A 20,181-nucleotide genomic window follows, 5' to 3' on the forward strand; every position below is an offset into this window, starting at 1 on the left:
GAATGGCACGCGCCATATGTGACCTCTTGGTCGAAAGTTGCCCGCAGGCGCGCGTATGCCGTGTGCCCAGGTGGGCACACGGCATACGTCGTCGTGGGGCCGAGACTCAGTCGAGGTAGTCGCGCAGCGCCTGCGAGCGGCTCGGGTGACGGAGCTTGCTCATCGTCTTGGACTCGATCTGGCGGATCCGCTCGCGGGTCACGCCGTAGACCTTGCCGATCTCGTCGAGCGTCTTGGGCTGTCCGTCGGTGAGGCCGAAGCGCATCGAGACCACGCCGGCCTCGCGCTCCGAGAGCGTGTCGAGGACCGAGTGCAGCTGCTCCTGGAGGAGCGTGAAGCTCACGGCGTCGGCCGGGACGACCGCCTCGGAGTCCTCGATGAGGTCACCGAACTCGCTGTCGCCGTCCTCGCCGAGGGGGGTGTGCAGCGAGATGGGCTCGCGGCCGTACTTCTGCACCTCGACGACCTTCTCGGGCGTCATGTCGAGCTCGAGCGCGAGCTCCTCGGGAGTGGGCTCGCGGCCCAGGTCCTGGAGCATCTGGCGCTGGACGCGGGCCAGCTTGTTGATGACCTCGACCATGTGCACCGGGATGCGGATGGTGCGGGCCTGGTCGGCCATGGCGCGGGTGATGGCCTGGCGGATCCACCACGTCGCGTAGGTCGAGAACTTGTAGCCCTTGGTGTAGTCGAACTTCTCGACCGCGCGGATGAGGCCGAGGTTGCCCTCCTGGATGAGGTCGAGGAAGAGCATGCCGCGACCGGTGTAGCGCTTGGCCAGCGAGACGACGAGTCGCAGGTTGGCCTCGAGCAGGTGGTTCTTGGCGTTCTTGCCGTCCTGGGCGATCCACCACAGCTCGCGCTTGAGCTTCATGTCGATCTTGTCGCCGGAGTTGAGGCGCTCCTCGGCGAACAGGCCCGCCTCGATGCGCTTGGCGAGCTCGACCTCCTGCTCGGCGTTGAGCAGGGCGACCTTGCCGATCTGCTTGAGGTAGTCCTTGACCGGGTCGGCGGTGGCGCCGGCGGTGACGACCTGCTGGACCGGCGCGTCCTCCTCATCGTCGTCGCGGAGCACGAAGCCGCCGGCGCTCTCGGGCACCGCGTCGGCCTTGGCCTTGCCGTCGGACTCGCCGTCCTCGTCGTCCTCGGAGTCGGCGGCGTCCGCGTCGGCGACGACGGCCGGCGTCGTGTCGACCTCGGCGGCGACCTTGGCCAGCTCGGCCTCGTCGACGTCCTCGGGCTCGACGTCCTCGCCGTCGACGTCGGCATCGCCGGTGGCCTTGGTGGCGGCGGCCTTCTTGGCGGCGGCCTTCTTGGTCGCCGGGGCCTTCGCGGCAGCCTTCTTCGCCGGGGCGGCTGCGGCTGCTGCTGCCTTCTTGGTGGTCGCGGCCTTGGCCGCGGTCTTCTTGGCGGGTGCGGCCTTCTTGGCGGGGGCCTCGTCGGTCGCCTGACCGGCGGCAGCCTTCTTCGCTGGGGCGGCCTTCTTGACGGGCGCCGCCTTCTTGGCGGGCGCGGCCTTCTTGGTCGTCGCCGACGTCGTCTTCTTGGCGGTCGCCTTGGTGGCGGCCACGGCGCGGTCCGGCGCGGTCATGACGACCACGATGCCCTGGCCTGCGAGTGCCTTGAGGACGATGCGTCCCCGGTTGGCGCGCACGCCGGCGGCCACGATGGCCTGCGAGACCTGCTCACCGGACACCGTGCCGGTGGTGCGCCCGGTGCGGACGAGGTCCTGGAGTGCGGGGTGGGTGAACTCGGCGGGGAGGGGCGTCTCGGGGGCGTTCGTGGACACAGGCGACACCGACAACCTTTCGTCACGGGAGGCGCTCGGCGGTGCTCACGCGTGGGCGGAGCACGGACCGGCTGGTCTGTTGGGTGCACCTTCTGACGTGATCCACGGGGGCGAGGATCGGCCGTTGCTCGAAGGGTGCATGGACAGTATAAATCGCCGCGGCCCCCCTGCCCTATTCCAGGGGGTCGCGGCGATTCATCCGGAGTGGGGTGCGATCAGCTCTTGACGGCCAGGACCGCACACGGGGCGTCGAGCAGGATGCGCTGCGCGTTCGACCCGAGGATGAGCTTGCCGACGGGCGTGCGCCGCCGCAGGCCGATGACGATGAGCTCTGCCTTGAGCTCCTCGGCGACCGCGATGAGGTCCTCCGCCGGCTCGTTGCCGCGGATGAGCTGGCGGACGGTCACGCCGACGCCCTGGCTCTTGAGGTCGTCGCCGAGGCGGCTGAGCTCCTCGGAGTCGTCACCCGCACCGTCACGACCGGAGTTGATGACGACGAGGTCGGTCTTGCGCAGGAGTGCTTCCTGGCCGGCGCGGGCCAGAGCGGCTGCGCCTTCCTTGGTCGGGATGTATCCCACGACGATGGCCACGAGTGTCTCCTTTGGTCAGCAGGTCAGCCGGATGGCTCTTGGCTGGACGCTACCGGAGATTGTGACGCAGGACACGCAGGCCCGGCGCGGTGATTGGGAGCCCGTCGCGGTGGGACCGGTCACACCCGGCCCGAGGCCAGCGCCTCGCGGATCACCGCGCCCACCTGCTCGATCTCGATGAGAAACCCGTCGTGCCCGAACCTCGACGAGATGCGCCTCAGGGTGGTCCCCGGACGCAGCGCGGCGATCTCCTCGGAGAGGCGCTCCGGGTAGAGGCGGTCGGTGTCGACACCGGCCACGACGAGGTGCCCGCCGAAGCGGCCGAGCGCCGCCGCGACCCCACCACGGCCGCGACCGACGTCATGGCTGTTCATCGCCTCGCTGAGCACGAGGTAGGAGTTGGCGTCGAAGCGGCGCCCGAGCTTGCCGGCGTGGTGGTCGAGGTAGGACTCGACGGCGAAACGGCCGCCGCGGTCCAGCGGCTCCTCCCCCGCCTGCGCCTCGCGGCCGAAGCGCTCCGCCAGCTCACCCTCGTGGCGGTAGGTGACGTGCGCGATCCGCCGCGCGATCCCGAGGCCATCGCTCGGGACGACCCCTCGCTCGTAGTAGTCGCCGTCGTGGAAGGCCGGGTCGGTGCGGATGGCGAGCAGCTGCGGCTGGCACCAGGCGATCTGGTCGGCGGTCGCGTATGCCGTGGACGCCAGCACGATGCACGCCGCCACCCGCTCGGGATGGGTCGTGGCCCACTCGATCGCCCGCATGCCGCCCATCGACCCGCCGAGGACCCCGGCCCACGCCGCGATGCCGAGCCGGTCGGCCAGCAGCGCCTCGACGGTGACCTGGTCACGGATCGTCACGGACGGGAACCGGCCACCCCACGGGCGGCCGTCGGGTCCGTCGCTCGACGGCCCGGTCGTGCCCTGGCAACCACCGAGGACGTTGCTCGCGACGACGAAGTGGGTGTCGGTGTCGAGGGGCCGCCCAGGGCCGACGAGCCCGTCCCACCACCCGGGAGTGGGGTGGCCCGCCCCCGACGGGCCCTCGACGTGCGAGTCGCCGGTGAGGGCGTGCTCGACGAGGACGGCGTTGTCGCGAGCGGCGTTGAGCGTGCCCCAGGTCTCGTAGGCGACCGTGACGTCCGGGAGGGTGCCACCACGCTCGAGCTCGACCGGGCCGAGGCTCAGGAACCGTCGGTCGCCCGGGTCGTCACCGGGGCGCCAGAAGGACGCCGTCGGGAGGTCGGTGATGGTCATCGGGGGTGCTCCTCGGATCGCGCTTGCCCGCCGGTGCCGACGGGCCGTGTCTTCACCCGGGGCACCCCACCGCGAGGAGGGTTGCCGCCCAGCAAGCCGGGGCTTGTCGCTGGGACTCATGACCTGGCCCGAGTCTAGGTCGCGCGCACCACCCGCGGGGAGCCCTGTCCGCACCGTGAGAGGGCTCAGGCGGCGAGCCCGGGCCACGGGCGCCGCGGCCGGAGCTGGACCTCGATCATCTGCGAGAGCAGCTCGGCCAGCCGGTAGTGCGGCTCGACCCGCAGCGCCCGGGTCACGGCATCGCCGGCGATGGAGCCGTCGCCGACACCCCAGGCCACGCACGCGGTCATGGTGCAGACCGCCGCGGCCTCGTGCGGCCACGTGTCGGGGATGCGGGCGCCGAGCCCGAGCAGACGTCGCAGCACCGCCTGGGACTGCTCGCAGGTGAGCGCCGGACCGGCGACGGCGTGGGTGCGCAGGAGCTCGCGCGACCCACCGTCGACCTCGTCGAGCGGGAACATCACCGGCGACATCCACGCGACGAGGGCGTCGCGCCACTGCTTGTCGACGAGCGAGCACGCCATGAGGGCGAGCTCCCGGTCGGACACGGCGAAGGTGTCACCGCGCTCTCCCGGTGGCGCCAGCACCCGGGCCCACAGGTCGGGGACCCGGTCGACCGACGCCAACCGGTCCCGCACGCGCAGCCGGACCTCGTCGAGACCGTCGGCGGCCGAGTCGTCCTCGCCGTCGGGCTCGGCGTCGTCGTCCTCGACGTCGTCGTCGAGCTCGGGCTCGGCTGCGTCGAACCCGAGCTCGAGCAGCCCGTCGGGGTCGACGTCGTCGCAGAACGCGTCCCAGAGGTCCGAGAGGGCGTCGCCGACCCCCTCGCTCACGGCAGCGTCCTCGAGCACCAGGGCGCCGAGCTCGCTCCGGCTCGCCAGCGGGGCGCTCCCCCGGGCGATGAACTCGGCCACGGCCGGCACGGCGGCGTCGTCGGGCATCGGGTGACCGTCGACATGGTCGGCGAGCAGCCCGTCGAGCTCGTCCGCCGGCCTGCAGCACCACCCCCACCAGCGGCCGTCGCGCACCACGACGTGGTCGATGATCCCGACTCCGGCGTGGAGGAGGCCGCGGTGCAGGGCGCGCAGCAGTGACCGGGACTCTCCGGCCACCGTGTCGTGGCCGACGAGGAGCGCCATCTGCGGCTCGATGCGGAGCAGGCTCTGGAGAAAGTGGTCGGCCGTGCCGCGCACGTCCTTCTCGGGCGGGAGGTCGACCCTGGCCACGGGGCCGACGATCCTGTCGGTCACGAGGACGACGGCGACGCACTGCTCGAGGCGGTACCCGAGCTGGTGGGGCAGCAGCGCCAGCAGCTCGTCGGTGGTGGAGATCTTCACTGAGGTCATGACCCCAGCGTCAGGAGGGGCCCACCTCCTCGGGAAGGGTCAGGTCAGGCACCTGTGGACGGCGGACGGCATACGGGATGCCTGTGGAGGACGCTCACGCACGAGGCGAGGTGGAACCGCCACGAGCCCCGTCGTCGACGACCTCTCCCGGCACGGCTGCTCCGCCCGCCGCACCACCGGCACCGTGACCCGAACCGCGGCCGGTCGAGCGCTCCCACTCGAGGAAGGCCTCGGTCTCGGTGACGAGCTCGGCAGCCAGCCACGACCCGACCACCGCGTCGTCGGCCAGGCCGAACGCCCCGAGGATGCCCTCGGGCAGCAGGTCGACGGGCGAGACGAGGTAGCCCGCCGCGCCCAGCATCATGAGCAGCCGGCCGACGGAGGTCCCGGTGTACTCACCAGAACGCACCGCCCGCACGAGCCGCGGGACGGCCTGGGCACGCTCCACCAGGGACGGGCCGCCGGGGCGAGTGGCGATGCGCACCGCCGTGGCGAGACTTCTGAGCGTGGTGACCTTGGACGCCATCGCCATGGGTCAGGCCTGCGCGATCTGCGCTGACGCCGTGGGGAACTCGCGCCGCGCGTTGTCGGAGATCCGCTTGAGGAGCCAGCCGTCGAGGCCGGCACCGACGACGCCACCGACGATCGGGACGTTGCGTCCGAAGCGCGAGAACGTCTTCTTGCCGGCCGTCGAGAGCAGCCGGAACCCGATCGCCTTGTTGACGACCATGAGCGCCGGGCCGGGCAGTCGCTGCGCGGCGAGGTTGGTGAGGCGGCCGCCCGGGGCGACCATGCCGGCCTTGGCGAGGAGGTCGTCGGCGTCGGCGCCGACGAGGGTGAGGAGCACCGCCGTGCGAATCTGCGGCTGGGCGATGTCGTGGCCGCGCAGCGACGCGACCGCCCCCGTCATGCGGGTGGCGAGCAGGTAGAAGCCGAGGACGTTGGCGGGCAGCGACACCGGCAGCGTGATGAAACCGCCCAGGCTCGTGACGAAACCACCGGCCGCGGCGAGCTTGAGGTGGCTCTTGATGACGTCGTCGACGGCCGCCTCGACGTTGCCGTTGTTCTTCTTGAGGGCGGAGGCCGCGACCTTGGCGGCCGAGTCGAACGGGCCCTTGCCGTCGATGCCGGTGTCGAGGAGGTTCTCGACCACCTTGGCGGTGGAGTTGCCGATGAACCCCTGGTCCTTCGGGGCCTCCCGGGCCTGCTCGAGCGCGGACTTGGTCTGCGCGATCTGGTCCTTGGCGTCCTTGGCGTCGTCCGTGCCGAGTCCGAAGAGTCCCACTGTGACCTCCTGTGGCGCCCGGGCTGCCCGGCCGCCGTTGCGAAGCGTGTGTCCGTCCGCGGTCGCGAAGTACGTCTGTGCGCGGCCGCGAAGCTGCTGTCCCGACCGATCCTGCCACGTCAGAGCGGGTGCGCCGCTCGCGTGCGGGGGTGTCCTGACCCTCACCTAGGCTTCGCCCCATGCCCGTCCCCGGCGGCTCCGCCGACCTCGTCGCCGCCGTCGTCCACGGTGGCCGCGCCGCGCTCCTCGGCGCCGACGTGCGGGTCGTCGGGTCGCTCGAGGACGTGGCTCGCGAGCTCTCCGGCGTGGAGACCGCCTCCCGACCGCGGTGGGTCTGGTGGTCCGCCCGGTATGCCGGCGAGCTGGCTTCCGCGGCAGCCACCCCGATCGCTCGGGCCTGGGACCTCGCCGAGGCCCACCGGATCCTCCACGGGGGCTGGAACGCCGAGCCGGGACGCGTCTGGGCTGCGGCACACGGCATACCCCTGTCGACGATGCCGACCCCGTCGGCAGGTGACCTGTTCGACTTCTCCGCCGCGGACGAGGTTGCTCCCGACGAGCTCGTGCGCCCCGACGGGCACCTGCGCGCCGATGCCGCGTCGGGCTGGCTCGAGGGCGACGACCGCCTGATCCGGTGGGCCGAGGCGGCGCTCGACTGCGCGGTGCGGCAGCGGGAGCGGGCGCAGTCGCTCGGTGCTCGCACGGTCGGGACCATCCACTCCGAGTCGGCGGCCGCGCTCCTGTGCCTCGAGCTGGAGCGGGGCGGGCTGCCGGTCGACCGGCCGGTGCTCGAGCGGCTCATCGGTGAGTTCGCCGGCCCTCGTGCCGCGTCCGAGGAGGCCGCCGCGGCCGCTCGCCGCGAGCGCGACGCCGAGGTGCTGCGCCACGTGCCCGGGCGCGAGTCGACCGACCTGCGCAACCCGCAACAGGTGCGCGACATGCTCGCCGGGGTGGGCGTCGACGTTCCCAACACCCGCAAGTGGGTGCTCGACGCCTACCGCCAGGTGCACCCCGTCGTGGAGGCGCTGCTCGCGTGGCGCAAGGCGGAGCGGATCGCGACGACCTACGGCTACCGCTGGCTCGACGAGTGCGTCGGGCCGGACGACCGCCTACGCGGTGGCTGGAGCGCGTGCGACGGTGCCGCCGGACGGATGACCGCCGAGAACGGCCTGCACAACCTGCCCGCCGCGCTGCGATCGGGCGTGGCGGCGCACCCCGGGCACGTCTTCGTCCGGGCGGACCTCGGGCAGATCGAGCCGAGGGTGCTCGCCGTCGTCTCGGGTGACCCGGCGTTCGCCGAGGCGACGCGGGCCGACGACCTCTATGCCCCGGTCGCTGCGCGGCTCGGGGTGGAACGACCGGTCGCCAAGGTGGCGGTGCTCGCGGCGATGTACGGCCAGCGCAGCGGCGCCGCCGGTGAGGCGCTGCGCGGGCTGGAGCGGGCCTACCCGGTGGCGATGGGTCTGCTCGACCGCGCCTACGAGAGCGGGGTGCGCGGCGAGCCGCTGCGGACGTTCGGGGGACGGCTCATCCCGACCGGGCGGTTCCTCGCGCAGTCACCCGTGGGCGCGAACCCCGCGCTCGACGCGGCCCGGGGCCGCTTCGCACGCAACGCGATCATCCAGGGCGCCGCCGCCGAGCTCTTCAAGGCGTGGGCCGCGACCGTGCGGGCCCTGGGCGGGCCGCTCGGGGCCCAGATCGTGCTGTGCCTGCACGACGAGCTCATCGTGCATGCGCCCGCCGAGCGCGCGGACGAGGTGGCCGCGCTCGTCGACCGGGCGCTGGCCGACGCGTCGCGGCGCTGGGCGGCGGGGGCGCCGGTGCGGTTCGTCGCGGACACCTCCGTCATCGCGCGCTGGTCCGACGCCAAGGACTGACGCGGGGCCCGGACATCCGGTCCGGGAGCGGGTCGAAAGGAGAGAACTCGCCGTCGGTGCCTCACGGCATACGGCGTGTTCTCTCCTCTCGACTGGCCGACGTGGGCGGGGTCAGTCGTCGCTGACGTTGCGGAGGAACTCCTCGATGTCGGCGCCGAGCTCCTCGGCCGACGGGAGGTCCTCGGCCTCGGTGGCGAGCAGGCTGGGCCGCTCCTGGCCCTCGATGAACGCGTCGTACTGCTGCTCGAGCGCGTTGACGATCTGGCCGGCCTCGGCGTTGTCGGCGAGCTCGGAGGCGATCTCACGGTTGTTGACCCCGGCCTTGGCGATGAGGTCGTCGTTGGGCAGGTTGAGCCCGGTGGCGTCGGTGATGGCGTTGAGCGCCGCGAGCGCACCCTCGGCCCACTCGGCCTGCGCGAGGTACTGGGGCACGTGGATCGCGAAGCCGAGCGCGTCGCGACCGGCCTCGCCGAGCCGCAGCTCGAGCAGCGCCGGGAAGCTCGCAGGTACCTGCACCGTGCCGAACGGCGACTCCTTGTCGCCGACGAGCCGGGGGTCGGTGGCGTGCGCGGTCATGCCGACCGGGCGCGTGTGCGGGACGCCCATGGGGATGCCGTGGCTCGTGACGACGAGGGTGACCCCGAGGATCTGGATGAGCTGCCGGATGGCCTCGATCGTCCGCTCCCACTGGAAGTCCGGCTCCGGGCCGGTCAGCAGGTAGTAGGTCTGGCCGTCGCGGTCGTTCATCCGGTAGAGCACCATCGACGGGTCGGCGTAGCTCTCCCACCGGTTGGTGTCGAACACCATGGCCGGCCGGCGTCCGCGGTAGTCGAGGAGGGCGTCGACGTCGAAGGTGGCCACCCCCTCGGCGTCGGTCGTGTCGACGAGGTGAGTGCCGAGGATGCGCTGGATGTTGCCGGCGTCGATGAAGGCGCCCAGGAGCACGATGAGGGCGCCCGGCTGCCGGGTGGGCGACGGGGCATCGATCTCGAAGCGGTAGAGGTCAGACGGGTTCTGCACGGGAACAGCCTCTCAGGGGGGTCACGTGTTCGGTCAAACGTGTCGGTGGTCGCGGAGATTCCCGGTCGGCGCTCACGGTGTCACGGCGGCGATGGCGTTGCGGACACGCTTCTCGCTCACGGGGTGCGCCGTGCCCAGTGACTGCGCGAAGAGGCTGACCCGCAGCTCCTCGATCATCCACGCGATGTCGGTCACCTCGGGCGCACCGGTGGCCGTCGGCGGGAGCGCGTCGAGGAGGTCGGCGTATGCCGTCTCGATCGAGTCGACCTGCTCCAGCAGCTGCGACTCGCGCGAGTTCGTCGCGGCCCTGTCGAGCCGCTGGAGCATCGCCCGGAGGTAGCGCTGGAGGTGTGGCAGCCGGGCGAGGCCGCTCGCCGCGACGAAGCCGGGGCGGATGAGCCCGTCGAGCTGGGCCCGCACGTCGGCGGTGGTCGCGGCGAGGCTGCGGGCGGCCGCCCCCGACCCGATCGCGTCGAGCCGCCGCCGGACGTCGCCGGCGAGGGCGAGCACGGGCTCGACGGCCTCGATGGTGACGAGCACGCGGGTCACGACGTGGGTGCGCACGGCGGCGTGGGCTGTCTCGAACTCAGCCTTCGTCCGGACCTCGCCGGGCACGTGCTCGGCGACGATCGAGTCGACCGCGGCGGCGAGGCAGTCCTCGAGCAGCGCCGGGACGGAGCCGTGCGGGTTCTGGCCCAGCGCGAGCTTCTGCGCGTTGGTGAGCCGGGCGAGGACCCGCTTCCACGGAGCCGTCGTGTTGAGCAGGAGCAGTCGCCGGACCCCTCTGCGGTGCGCGGCTCCCGCCGTGCCCGGGTGGTCGAGGACGCGGAGCGCGACGGAGGCGCCCTCGTCGACGAGCGCCGGGAATCCCTGGACCGTGTGCCCTGCCGACCGGCCCTCGAAGGTGCGCGGGACGTCGTCGAACGTCCACGCGGTGAGCCCGCTGCGCTCGATCGAGGCACCGGCCCTGGCCATGCGCTGCCGCACCGCGCCCTCGGACTTCGGCCGGAGCTCGTCGAGGTCCTTGCCGCGGGCGACGACCCGGCCACCTGGGGCCTCGACGGAGAACGTGATGCGCAGGTGGTCCGGGACGCGCGACCAGTCCCACTCCCCCGGCGGGACGGTGACACCGGTGCGCGCCCGGAGCACCCGGGCCAGCTCGTCGGTGAAGGCGGCCCCGGACGTGGGGTCGGCGGCGGCCAGGGCCGCCCGGGCGTGGTCGGGCGTCGGCACGAAGTGGCGGCGGGTCGCCTTGGGCAGGGACTTGAGGAGGGCGACGGCGAGGTCCTCGCGCAGCCCCGGCACCTGCCAGTCGAACCCGTCCGCGCTCACCCGGTTGAGCACCGCGGTCGGGACGTGGACGGTGACCCCGTCGGCCGCGTCGCCCGGTGAGAACTGGTAGGTGACGTCGAGCTCGACGTCGCCCTGGCGCCACGTGCGCGGGTAGTCACCGGCCGACACCGTGTCCGCGTCGTCACGGGTGAGCAGCTCCTCGGTGAAGGTGAGGAGGTCGGGGCGCCGGCGCTGCTCGCCCTTCCACCAGCGGTCGAAGTGACGCACCGACGTGACGTCCGGCGGGATGCCCGCGTCGTAGAACTCGAAGACGACCTCGTCGTCGACGATGAGGTCGCGGCGGCGGGCGCGCTCCTCGAGCTCCGAGAGCCGTTGCAGGAGAGCGGTGTTGGCCTTCCAGAACCTGTGGTGGGTGTCCCAGTCGCCCTCGACGAGGGCGTTGCGGATGAACAGGTCGCGGGCCTCCTCCGGGTTGACCCGGCCGTACTGGATCGTGCGGTCGACGACGAGCGGGACGCCGTAGAGGGTGACCCGCTCGGACGCGATGACACTCCCCTGCGACATCGACCACCGCGGCTCGCTCACGGTGCGCTTGACGACGTGCGAGCCGACCTCCTCGGCCCACAGGGGGTCGATGGCGGCGTTGACCCGTGCCCACAGGCGGGTCGTCTCGACGAGCTCGGCGGCCATGACGACGTCGGGCTGCCTCTTGAAGAGGCCCGACCCCGGGTTGATGCCGAAGCGCGAACCGCGCGCGCCGGCATACTCACGCTTCTGCTCGTCCCGGACGCCGACGTGCGAGAGGAGGCCGGCGAGGAGCGCGCGGTGGACGACGTCCCAGTCCGGCTCCCCTCCCTGTGCGGCGGTGCTCTGCTCGGGGTCGATGCGTGCCTGCTTGCAGGCGCTGCGGAGCTGCTGGTGCAGGTCCTGCCACTCGCGGATCCTCAGGTAGTGGAGGAACTCGGCCTTGCACATCCGACGAAAAGCACTGCCGGACAACGCTTTCTGCTGCTCCTTGAGGTAGCGCCAGAGGGCGTGGAAGCCGGCGAAGTCCGAGGTCTCGCTCCTGAACCGCGCATGCTGCTGCTGGGCCTGCGCCTCCTTGTCGACCGGCCGCTCGCGCGGGTCCTGGATCGACAGCGCGGCGACGATGACGAGGACCTCCTTGGTGCAGCCGAGCCGCCCCGCCTCGATGAGCATCCGTCCCATGCGCGGGTCGAGCGGGAGCCGCGCAAGCGTCTTTCCGTATGCCGTGAGCCGCCTCTCGCCCCTCCTCCCCTGCCCGTCGCGCAGGGCACCCAGCTCGTCGAGGAGGCGGACGCCGTCGGCGATCTGCTTCGGGTCGGGTGCGTCGACGAAGGGGAAGCGGGCGATGTCACCCAGGCCGAGCGACGTCATCTGGAGGATGACCGCGGCGAGCGAGGTGCGCTGGATCTCGGGCTCGGTGAACTCGGCGCGGCTGTCGAAGTCCTCCTCCGAGTAGAGGCGGATCGCGATGCCGTCGGCGACACGGCCACACCGGCCGGAGCGCTGGGCCGCGCTCGCCTGCGAGATGGGCTCGATCGGCAGCCGCTGGACCTTGGTGCGCTGGGAGTAGCGGGAGATGCGGGCGGTGCCCGTGTCGATGACGTAGCCGATGCCGGGCACGGTGAGCGAGGTCTCGGCGACGTTGGTCGCGAGGATGATCCGGCGTCCCTTGCCGCGGGTGAAGACGCGGTGCTGCTCGGCTGCCGAGAGCCGGGCGTAGAGCGGGAGGATCTCGGTGCTCGGCAACCCGAGCGCCTGGAGCGCGTCGGCGGCGTCACGGATCTCGCGCTCGCCCGAGAAGAACACGAGGATGTCCGTGGCGGTGTGACCGGGAGGGGTCTCGGTCCACAGCTCGGTGACGGCGTCGCAGACCCCGGTCACCTGGTCGCGTTCCTCGGTGACGTGCCCGCCCTCTCCCCGCTCGACGAGCGGCCGGTAGCGGACCTCGACCGGGTAGGTGCGGCCCGACACCTCGATGACCGGCACATCCCGGACGACCCTGCCGTGGGCGTCGGTGGAGAAGTGTTCGGCGAAGCGTGCCGGGTCGATCGTCGCCGAGGTGATGACGACCTTGAGGTCCGGCCGGCGCGGGAGCAGCGACTTGAGGTAGCCCAAGATGAAGTCGATGTTGAGCGAGCGCTCGTGGGCCTCGTCGATGATGATCGTGTCGTAGCGGCGCAGGTCCCGGTCCCGCTGCATCTCGGCGAGCAGGATGCCGTCGGTCATGACCTTGACGCGGGTGCGGTCGCTCGAGTGGTCGGTGAAGCGCACCTGGTAGCCCACGAGGTCCCCGAGCTCGACCTCCATCTCCTCGGCGATGCGCTCGGCGACCGAGCGGGCCGCGATCCGACGGGGCTGGGTGTGCCCGACCTGACCCGTCGCACCGAGGCCGAGCTCGAGGCACATCTTGGGGAGCTGGGTGGTCTTGCCCGATCCGGTCTCACCGGCGATGACGACGACCTGGTGGTCGCGGATCGCCGCGAGGATGTCGTCGCGGCCCTCGACGACCGGGAGCTGCTCGGGATACCTCAGCCGAGCGGGGTCGACGGGGCCCCGGTCGGTGAGGACGGATCCGGGCTCGGGCACGGGCCCAAGGATAGGTCGGGCGCGCGCCGGGCTTCGCCTGACTTCTCAGGCGCCGGCCCGCTGCAGCAGCAGGCGCCACGCTTCCGGACCACGCTCGAGGTAGTCGACCGAGAACGCACCGGGCTCGCGACCCTCGAGCTGGCGCAGGAGCGGCAGTGGGTCGTGCGGGGCCACGAGGACCAGTCCGCCACCGGGCTGGACGGCGTCGAGGGCGCCGAAGATCGTCGCGTGCCGGATGGCGTGCGGGACGGTGCGGGCGTCGAGCTCGGGGTACTCGGGGCCGTCGCTCTCGCCGCAGGCGCAGCCGCCGCCGCAGCCGCCGGTGGCGCTGGCGGACGACGTCTCCTGCCTGACGCCGCCGGTGTCTCCGTGGGCGTGATGGCCGTGGAGATCATGGCCGTGGTCATCATGGCCGTGGTCGTCATGACCCTCGTGCCCGCCGAGCAGCTCGTGCATGCCCGCGAGTGCGTCGGCGAGCGACACGTCGGATTTGCCGGCGAGCAGCGGCAGGATCTGGTCGTTCTCCTTGGCCAGGTGGCTGTCGAACGTCACGGCAAGCGCCCGAGCCTCGGCGGCGGCGTGGACCCGGTCGCTGGCGGACCGCAGCGAGCCGACGAGACCGAGAATGAGCTGGTGCTCGACGAGCATGGCGTCGACGAGGAGGCGGGCGCGCTCGTCGGCGTGGGCCAGCGGATACATCGCCGACTCCTCCGCCTTCGCGTGCGGCACGAGGTCGTGCTCGGCCCACTCGACGAGGTGGTCACGGGCCAGGAGCGCCGACGCGTCGTCGGGCGCGGCGGCGATGCGGGTCACGTGTCCTGCGAGGGTGCCTGCCATCTGGGCGTGGTGCTGCTTGACGGCTTCGACTGCGGACGAGTCCTGCTCGCTGCTCGCGACGACGACGGTGTTCACGGGGGCCGACCTCCTTGCTGCGCCGTCGCCCGGGTGGCGGCGGGCCTACATCTTTAATACACTATTTTCCGTGAATATTTCTCACGCTGCCGCCTCCCTGGCCGACCGGATGGCGGCCGGCTTCGGACCACCACCTGCGACCAGGAGTCGAGTCCACGAGGCGCCCGGCCGGGCCTCGTGGACCGTGCTCGAGAGGCTCGAGGAGCAGGACGCGCCCATCACGGTGGCGGCGCTCACCGAGGCCACCGGCCAGCACCCCAACACCGTGCGCGAGCACCTCGACACGCTCGTCGCCGCCGGCCTCGTCGCTCGCACGCGCGCCGAGACCTCCGGTCGCGGTCGCCCCGCGTGGCTGTATGCCGCGGTGCCTGCTCCCGAGACCGGCTCACCCGAGTACGCAGCCCTCGCCACCGCCCTGGCGAGACAGCTGGCCCGGACGAGCGACCGGCCCCGCGACGACGCCGCAGCGGCCGGTCGGGACTGGGGCGGGCAGCTTGCCACCGGCGTCACGCCCCGACCCCGCACCCCGGCTGCAGCCCGCCGAGGTGTCGTGTCGTTGCTCAAGAGCCTGGGATTCGCGCCGACCACGAACGCGCGGGCGACAGCCGTGAGGCTGCGACAGTGCCCGCTCCTCGAGGCGGCCATCGAGGAGCCGGAGGTCGTGTGCGCGGTGCACCTCGGCATCGTCCGTGGCGCACTCGAGGAGTGGCGCGCCGACCCTGCCGGGACCACGCTCGTGCCGTTCGCCGAACCCGGAGCGTGCCTGCTGCACCTCGGCGGCGCCCGGCCACGGGAGTCCTGAGTGCTCGTGCGTCGCCTGCCCTTCCTGCTGCCGGGTGCGGTCGCCCTCGTCCTCGGGCTCGACGCCGGGCTGCAGCTGCTCGACGTGCCGGCGGTGCCGGTGTCGACGCGTCTGCCCGACGTGCACGGGATGCTCCTCGTCCTCGGGTTCGTGGGGACGCTCGTCGCGGTCGAGCGCGCGGTGGCCCTGCGCCGACGCCCGGGCCACATCGCCCCTGCCCTCCTCGGAGCGGGTGGCCTGCTCGTCGTGCCGCCGACCACGGCCCGTCTCGGCCAGTCCCTCCTCGTCGCGGGAAGCGTCGCACTCGCCCTCGTCCACGTCGCCCTGTGGAAGCGCCGGCGTGATGACGCCGTCGTCGTCCAGGCGCTCGGTGCCGTGCTCGCCGCCGGCGCAGCCCTGCTGTGGCTGGGGTCGGTGCCGGTCCCCCGCCTGCTGCCCTGGCTCGTCGGCTTCGTGGTCCTCACCATCGCCGGCGAACGTCTCGAGCTGGCGCGGATCGACCTTGCCCGCGACGAGCCGGTGCTGCTCGCGGGAGTGGGCCTCGCCCTGAGCACCCCTGCCACCCTGCTCTGGCCCGCCGTCGGTCAGCCGGTGTTCGGGCTGGTGCTGCTCGGGCTCGTCGGATGGCTCGCCACCCACGACGTCGCGCGCCGCACGGTCCGCTCCACCGGCCTCCCCCGGTTCGCGGCGGCATGCCTCCTCGCCGGCTATGCCTGGCTCACGGTGGCCGCCGGCGTGCTGGTCCTCGCGGGTCCGGTCCTGGACGGACCGGCGTACGACGCGCTGGTGCACACCGTCTTCCTCGGCTTCACCATGTCGATGGTCATGGCCCACGCGCCGGTCATCCTGCCTGCTGTGCTGCGCGTCCCGTTGCCCTACCGCTCGGCGCTCTACGGTCCCGCTGCGCTCCTCCAGGTGTCCCTGCTCGTGCGCGTCGCAGGTGGTGACGCCCGTGGCTGGGAGCCTGCTCTGCGGATCGGCGGCGCTCTCAACGTCGGTGCCGTCCTCGGCCTCGTCGGCGTGCTCATCTGGTCGGCGGTGTCAGGACGGGGCCGGCGCGGGGTGAGCGACCGCGATGACGAACCGGTGCCTGCCACCGGACCCCCTCTGCCGCCGCGCTCCACCGCCCCTCTCGAGGTGGTCCGGTGAAGGCCGCGAGCCCGAGGGTCGGGTGGCTCCTGGGCGCGAACGCCGGGGTCGTCCTGTGGCTCTCGGCCCTGCTCGTGACGACTCTCGTCCACCCCTTCGTCCCCGAGTCCCGCTGGCTCATGGTCCACCTGCTGCTCCTGGGCGCCGTGACCAACGCTATCTGCGTGTGGAGCACGCACTTCGCCCACGCCCTGCTCAAGAACGCCCCGACGTCACGCCGGGCGGAGGTGGTCCGGCTCAGCTGCCTCAACACCGGCGTGACCGTGGTCGTGGTCGGGATGGTCACGGCCACGTGGTCCGCCACGCTGGCGGGAGCGGTGGTCGTCGGCGCCGCCATCGCCGCACACGGGATCTCGCTCGCTCGGTTGGCGCACCGCGCCCTCCCTGCTCGGTTCGCGACCTCGGTCCACCACTATGTCGCCGCCGCCTGTGCGTTGCCGGTCGGCGCCGCGCTCGGCACCCTGCTCGCGCGCCATCCGGCCGAGGCTGTGCACGGTCGGCTGCTCGTCGCGCACGTGGCCGCCAACATCCTCGGCTGGGTCGGGCTCACCGTCGTCGGCACCCTGCTCACCCTGTGGCCCACGATCCTGCGGACCAGGCTGGCCGTCGGCGCCGAGCGCACCTCGAGACGTGCGCTGCCCGTGCTCGTCGGCTCGGTGCTCCTCGTCGTCGTGGGCGCCGCTGCGGGGCTCATGACCGTGGCGGCCGCCGGTGTGCTCGGCTACCTCGCTGGCGCGCTGTGGGCGTTGCGTCCCGCTCTCTCCGCCGCGAGGACGAAGGCGCCCCAGTCGTTCGCCGCGTGGTCGGTCCTGGCTGCCGTCGCGTGGCTCGTCGTGAGTCTCGGGTGGTTCGCGGCACTCCTCGGCACCGCGCCCTCGTGGTTCGACGCCGGGGAGCGCGCCCACCAGGTGACGACGCCGCTCGCCGTCGGCTTCGCGGGACAGGTCCTCCTGGGCGCCCTCACCTACCTGGTCCCCGTCGTCCTCGGAGGCGGCCCGGCCCGGGTGCGAGAGCTCGGGACCGTTCTCGAGCGAGGAGCGGCGACCAGGGTGGTCCTGACCAACCTCGGGCTGGCCCTGTGCCTCGCCCCCGTGCCCAGCCTCGTGCGCGTGGTCGTGTCGATGCTCGTGCTGGGCTCCATGGGCTCGTTCCTCCCCCTCCTCGCGGTGGCCATCCGGCGATCGCGCCGTCCGCTCGCGCCACCCCCGGCTCGGCCCGAGCGCCACGTGCCGGAGCCTCGCTCGGTCGTGCGCGCACGGCATACGGGAATGGCGGCAGTCGGTCTGGCCGCGGTCGTCCTCGCGACGGCAGCGGGAGTCGCCGCCGACCCCACGGCTCTCGGCGGGGTGGGCCGCTCTGCCGCCGGCGTCGTCGCCGCGACGGGCGAGACCACCACCCTGCGCGTGGAGGCGCGAGGGATGCGGTTCCACCCGGCGTCAGTGTCGGTGCCGGCCGGCAACCGGCTCGTCGTCGAGGTGGTCAACGAGGACAGCGACGTCCACGACCTCGCTCTCGAGAGCGGAGAGCGCAGCGGACGCCTCTCCCCCGGCGCCAGGGGGAGGGTCGAGGTGCCCGTCGTCGGCCGCGACCGCGACGGCTGGTGCACCATCGCGGGGCATCGACAGATGGGCATGCTGTTCGCCGTCGACGTCACGGGCCTCGAGGAGCCGAGCGGTGGGTCGAGCGGTGGGTCGAGCGGTGGGTCGAGCACCGCGACGACGGGCGGTCACGACCACTCCGGCACGACGCCGAAGGCTGGCGCGGCCGCACCTCGGCTCGACGTCATGGCGGAGCCGGCGTCCGGCTTCCGGGCCCGGGACGCGGCCCTGGCACCAGCACCCGTGGGCAGGGTGCACCGGGTCGACCTCACCGTGAGCGAGGTCGAGCGCGAGGTTGCCGTGGGGGTCCGCCAGACGCTGTGGACGTTCAACGGCACCGCGCCCGGCCCGGTCCTGAGGGGCAGGGTCGGCGACAGGTTCGTCATCACGCTGCACAACGCGGCGACGACGGGCCACTCCATCGACTTCCACGCCGGGGCACTGGCCCCCGACGAGCCGATGCGCACCATCGCGCCCGTCGCGACGCACACCTACACCTTCACCGCCACGAAGGCCGGCGTCTGGATGTACCACTGCAGCACGATGCCGATGTCCCTGCACATCGCGAACGGCATGTTCGGTGCGGTCGTCATCGACCCGCCCGGACTGCCGGCCGTGGACCGCGAGTACCTCCTCGTGCAGTCGGAGGTCTACCTGGGCGCCGAGTCGGCAGACCCGGGCAAGGTCGCGGCAGAACGCCCCGACGCCGTGGTCTTCAACGGGTTCGCCAGCCAGTACGACCACGACCAGCTGCCGGCCCGCCCGGGTGAGCGGGTGCGCTTCTGGGTGCTCGACGCCGGGCCGAGCCGCCCGTCGTCCTTCCACGTCGTCGGCGGGCAGTTCGACACCGTCTTCAGCGAGGGTGCCTGGCTGCTGCGTCCGGGCCAGCCGGGGACGGCAGGTGGCGCGCAGTCACTGGCCCTCCTGCCCGCGCAGGGCGGCTTCGTCGAGCTCGTGCCCCCTCAGGCGGGCCACTACCCGTTCGTCTCGCACATCATGGTCGACGCCGAGCGCGGCGCCCACGGCATCCTCGAGGTCACCTCGCCCTGAGCTCCACGGGGACCTCCGTCGCCTCCCGCTCCCGGCGGGCGGCCTGTTCCTGTCGCTCCACCCGCCGCTCGAGGGTGTTGCTGACCTGCTTGGCGACGGTGGGGGCCTGCTGGATCGTCACCCCCGCGACGAACATCCGCTGAGCCTGTGGCCCGCTCGCGCTGGCCATCCTCCAGCTGTCCAGGAACGCCCCGTCGACCGCCCGCAGGGTCGCGTTGCGGGCCTTGCCGGCCACCGAGGTCGCCGGCGGAAGTGGGCGCGGCACGACCGGGCTGGGACGAGGCCTGACCGCGAGCCCGACCTTGGTGCGCCAGCCGTCGACCCAGTCGTCGAACGTGGTGCGCGCCCCCGCTCCCAGCCGGAAGCCCATGGTGGGGTTGGCGGTCTTGCCGAAGACGCGCCGCCCGCCCGTGGCGACGGCCCTCGCACCCACGGCGGAGCCCGCGACGAGCACCGAGCCGAGGGCCGTCACGGCGGCGCCCAGCACGTTGGTGCCGACCTCCTTCCACGAGCCCTCGTCGTAGAGGACGAGGAGTCCCACCTGCGTGAGCGTGCCCACCGCGGCCCCCGCGGCGCCGACGAGCCTGAACCGGCCCGGCAGCACTCCGCCGACGAGGGCAGCCGGCCTCGAGGCCGCGCCACCGGCCACCAGGGCGCTGTATGCCGTGGGGTCGTCGAGGGCGTCGCGGGCCAGTGCGCGCAGGGTCCGGGCGCACGCGCGGTCGGCCTCCGTCTGGCGCATGGCTGCGACGGCGTGACGACGCTCGGCCTCGGCGATGACGGCAACCTCGGCGTTCATCGCCCTCTCGAGGTCCTGCTGCTCGACGGAGTCGACGGCGACACCACGCCGCTCCATGAAGGTGTCGTGCCGGCGCCATGCCTCCCTGTGCGAGGCGAGCGCCTCGCCCACCGTGTGCTGCGCCTCCTCGAGCTCGTCGGCGAACGTGCGCAGCGACCGGGCCGCGCCGGCATACCTCTCGATGACCGCCGCGATGACCGGCGGAGGGGCCTGCACCGCGGACTCGAAGGCGTGCCCGGACGGACTGTCCCACCGGGCGCCGGCACGCAGGCCGAGGAGCACGGTGTTGATCGCCGCGAGCCGCGTCGCTCCCCCGCTCAGGACGTCCGCGAGCCCTCTCAGCCCTTCGGGTCGGCCTTCGAGCGGCAGGAGGGTTCGGCTCACCGCGGCCCGCCACCCAGGGACCGACCGACCCTCGCCTCGGTCTCGACGTAGGCACCACCCGCGATGGACGCCTTGTCGGAGAGGTCGGTGAGCTGCTCGACGAGAGCGAGACGCTGACGACGCCAGCCCTCCATGAGGTGGGCGAAGGCGCCGCTCGCCTCACCCGGGCCGAACGCAGCGGTGTCGAGATCGCCATCGCCGGCGTCGGCCAGCTGGGCGGAGACGTCGGCGAGCGACACCCCCAGCTGGGCGATCCACCCGGCGTCGATGTGCAGGGTCGTCATGAGCCGACGGTAGGGCGAACCGCGAGAGCGGCCGCGGAGTTGTCCACAGCCCCTCGCGGCCCGCCCCTCGCGTCCCGGCG

15 protein-coding genes and 1 riboswitch are annotated in these 20,181 nt (G+C 72.8%); of the genes, 4 read left to right on the forward strand and 11 right to left on the reverse strand.

Features of this window, described 5'->3' with window-relative positions; translation table 11 throughout:
• Positions 1-106: 106 nt before the first annotated feature.
• The 6 genes from LL946_RS18800 to LL946_RS18825 form a co-directional block, all read right to left on the reverse strand.
• Positions 107-1,786 (reverse strand): RNA polymerase sigma factor, encoded by a 1,680-nt coding sequence (locus tag LL946_RS18800; protein ID WP_404383453.1) that lies wholly within the window; start codon positions 1,784-1,786, stop codon positions 107-109.
• 215 nt (positions 1,787-2,001) lie between these two features.
• Positions 2,002-2,376 (reverse strand): universal stress protein, encoded by a 375-nt coding sequence (locus LL946_RS18805; RefSeq protein WP_404383455.1) that lies wholly within the window; start codon positions 2,374-2,376, stop codon positions 2,002-2,004.
• Between the two features lie 119 nt (positions 2,377-2,495).
• Positions 2,496-3,629 carry a homoserine O-acetyltransferase gene (locus LL946_RS18810; RefSeq protein WP_404383457.1) on the reverse strand — a complete coding sequence of 378 codons (1,134 nt, stop codon included), beginning with the start codon at positions 3,627-3,629 and terminating at the stop codon, positions 2,496-2,498.
• 14 nt (positions 3,630-3,643) lie between these two features.
• A riboswitch (SAM riboswitch) is annotated at positions 3,644-3,753 on the reverse strand.
• 61 nt (positions 3,754-3,814) lie between these two features.
• Positions 3,815-5,035, reverse strand: a complete 1,221-nt coding sequence (locus tag LL946_RS18815) for a DUF4192 domain-containing protein (RefSeq protein ID WP_404383459.1) — start codon at positions 5,033-5,035, stop codon at positions 3,815-3,817.
• Between the two features lie 94 nt (positions 5,036-5,129).
• Complete coding sequence (locus LL946_RS18820) at positions 5,130-5,567, reverse strand: YkvA family protein (protein WP_404383461.1); 438 nt, start codon at positions 5,565-5,567, stop codon at positions 5,130-5,132.
• 3 nt (positions 5,568-5,570) lie between these two features.
• On the reverse strand, positions 5,571-6,320 hold the full coding sequence (locus tag LL946_RS18825) for a hypothetical protein (RefSeq protein WP_404383463.1): 750 nt from the start codon (positions 6,318-6,320) through the stop codon (positions 5,571-5,573).
• Between the two features lie 179 nt (positions 6,321-6,499).
• Here LL946_RS18825 and LL946_RS18830 point away from each other — a divergent pair, with 179 nt between their 5' ends.
• A complete protein-coding gene (locus LL946_RS18830; RefSeq protein WP_404383465.1) occupies positions 6,500-8,197 on the forward strand; it encodes a DNA polymerase in 1,698 nt (565 codons plus the stop codon).
• Positions 8,198-8,308: 111 nt separating this feature from the next.
• On the opposite strand, the gene LL946_RS18835 is transcribed toward LL946_RS18830, so the two are convergent.
• The 3 genes from LL946_RS18835 to LL946_RS18845 form a co-directional block, all read right to left on the reverse strand.
• Positions 8,309-9,217, reverse strand: a complete 909-nt coding sequence (locus tag LL946_RS18835; protein WP_404383467.1) for a proteasome assembly chaperone family protein — start codon at positions 9,215-9,217, stop codon at positions 8,309-8,311.
• A 72-nt stretch (positions 9,218-9,289) separates the two neighbouring features.
• The gene (gene hrpA, locus LL946_RS18840) at positions 9,290-13,123 is read right to left on the reverse strand and encodes an ATP-dependent RNA helicase HrpA (protein ID WP_404383469.1); all 3,834 of its coding nucleotides are present in this window, start codon (positions 13,121-13,123) and stop codon (positions 9,290-9,292) included.
• A gap of 45 nt (positions 13,124-13,168) precedes the next feature.
• On the reverse strand, positions 13,169-14,035 hold the full coding sequence (locus tag LL946_RS18845) for a DUF2249 domain-containing protein (RefSeq protein ID WP_404383471.1): 867 nt from the start codon (positions 14,033-14,035) through the stop codon (positions 13,169-13,171).
• A 70-nt stretch (positions 14,036-14,105) separates the two neighbouring features.
• On the opposite strand from LL946_RS18845, the gene LL946_RS18850 reads away from it, so the two are divergent.
• Genes LL946_RS18850 through LL946_RS18860 form a run of 3 tightly spaced genes read left to right on the forward strand, consistent with a single transcriptional unit; the run spans position 14,106 to position 18,634 of the window.
• Complete coding sequence (locus LL946_RS18850; protein ID WP_404383473.1) at positions 14,106-14,837, forward strand: helix-turn-helix transcriptional regulator; 732 nt, start codon at positions 14,106-14,108, stop codon at positions 14,835-14,837.
• Entirely contained in the window at positions 14,838-15,986 is a 1,149-nt protein-coding gene (locus LL946_RS18855; protein ID WP_404383475.1) for a hypothetical protein, read from the forward strand. It abuts the gene before it with no gap.
• On the forward strand, positions 15,983-18,634 hold the full coding sequence (locus tag LL946_RS18860; protein WP_404383477.1) for a multicopper oxidase domain-containing protein: 2,652 nt from the start codon (positions 15,983-15,985) through the stop codon (positions 18,632-18,634). The genes LL946_RS18855 and LL946_RS18860 overlap by 4 nt, the downstream gene beginning before the upstream one ends.
• On the opposite strand, the gene LL946_RS18865 is transcribed toward LL946_RS18860, so the two are convergent.
• Together LL946_RS18865 and LL946_RS18870 are read right to left on the reverse strand one after the other, a co-directional pair.
• Positions 18,621-19,817: a hypothetical protein gene (locus LL946_RS18865; RefSeq protein ID WP_404383479.1), complete on the reverse strand. Its 1,197-nt coding sequence runs from the start codon at positions 19,815-19,817 to the stop codon at positions 18,621-18,623. The genes LL946_RS18860 and LL946_RS18865 overlap by 14 nt on opposite strands.
• Complete coding sequence (locus LL946_RS18870) at positions 19,814-20,101, reverse strand: hypothetical protein (protein ID WP_404383481.1); 288 nt, start codon at positions 20,099-20,101, stop codon at positions 19,814-19,816. The genes LL946_RS18865 and LL946_RS18870 overlap by 4 nt, the downstream gene beginning before the upstream one ends.
• Between the last annotated feature and the right edge of the window lie 80 nt (positions 20,102-20,181).

The sequence above is a fragment of the Knoellia locipacati genome (assembly GCF_044791685.1).
Classification (GTDB): Bacteria; Actinomycetota; Actinomycetes; order Actinomycetales; family Dermatophilaceae; genus Knoellia; species Knoellia locipacati_A.

What these genes read in the sequence shown, in the direction of transcription:
- LL946_RS18810 (WP_404383457.1), bottom strand. Translation starts at nt 3,629, where the DNA reads ATGACCATCACCGACCTCCCGACGGCGTCCTTCTGGCGCCCCGGTGAC.
- LL946_RS18870 (WP_404383481.1), bottom strand. Translation starts at nt 20,101, where the DNA reads ATGACGACCCTGCACATCGACGCCGGGTGGATCGCCCAGCTGGGGGTG.
- LL946_RS18815 (WP_404383459.1), bottom strand. Translation starts at nt 5,035, where the DNA reads ATGACCTCAGTGAAGATCTCCACCACCGACGAGCTGCTGGCGCTGCTG.
- LL946_RS18820 (WP_404383461.1), bottom strand. Translation starts at nt 5,567, where the DNA reads ATGGCGATGGCGTCCAAGGTCACCACGCTCAGAAGTCTCGCCACGGCG.
- LL946_RS18830 (WP_404383465.1), top strand. Translation starts at nt 6,500, where the DNA reads ATGCCCGTCCCCGGCGGCTCCGCCGACCTCGTCGCCGCCGTCGTCCAC.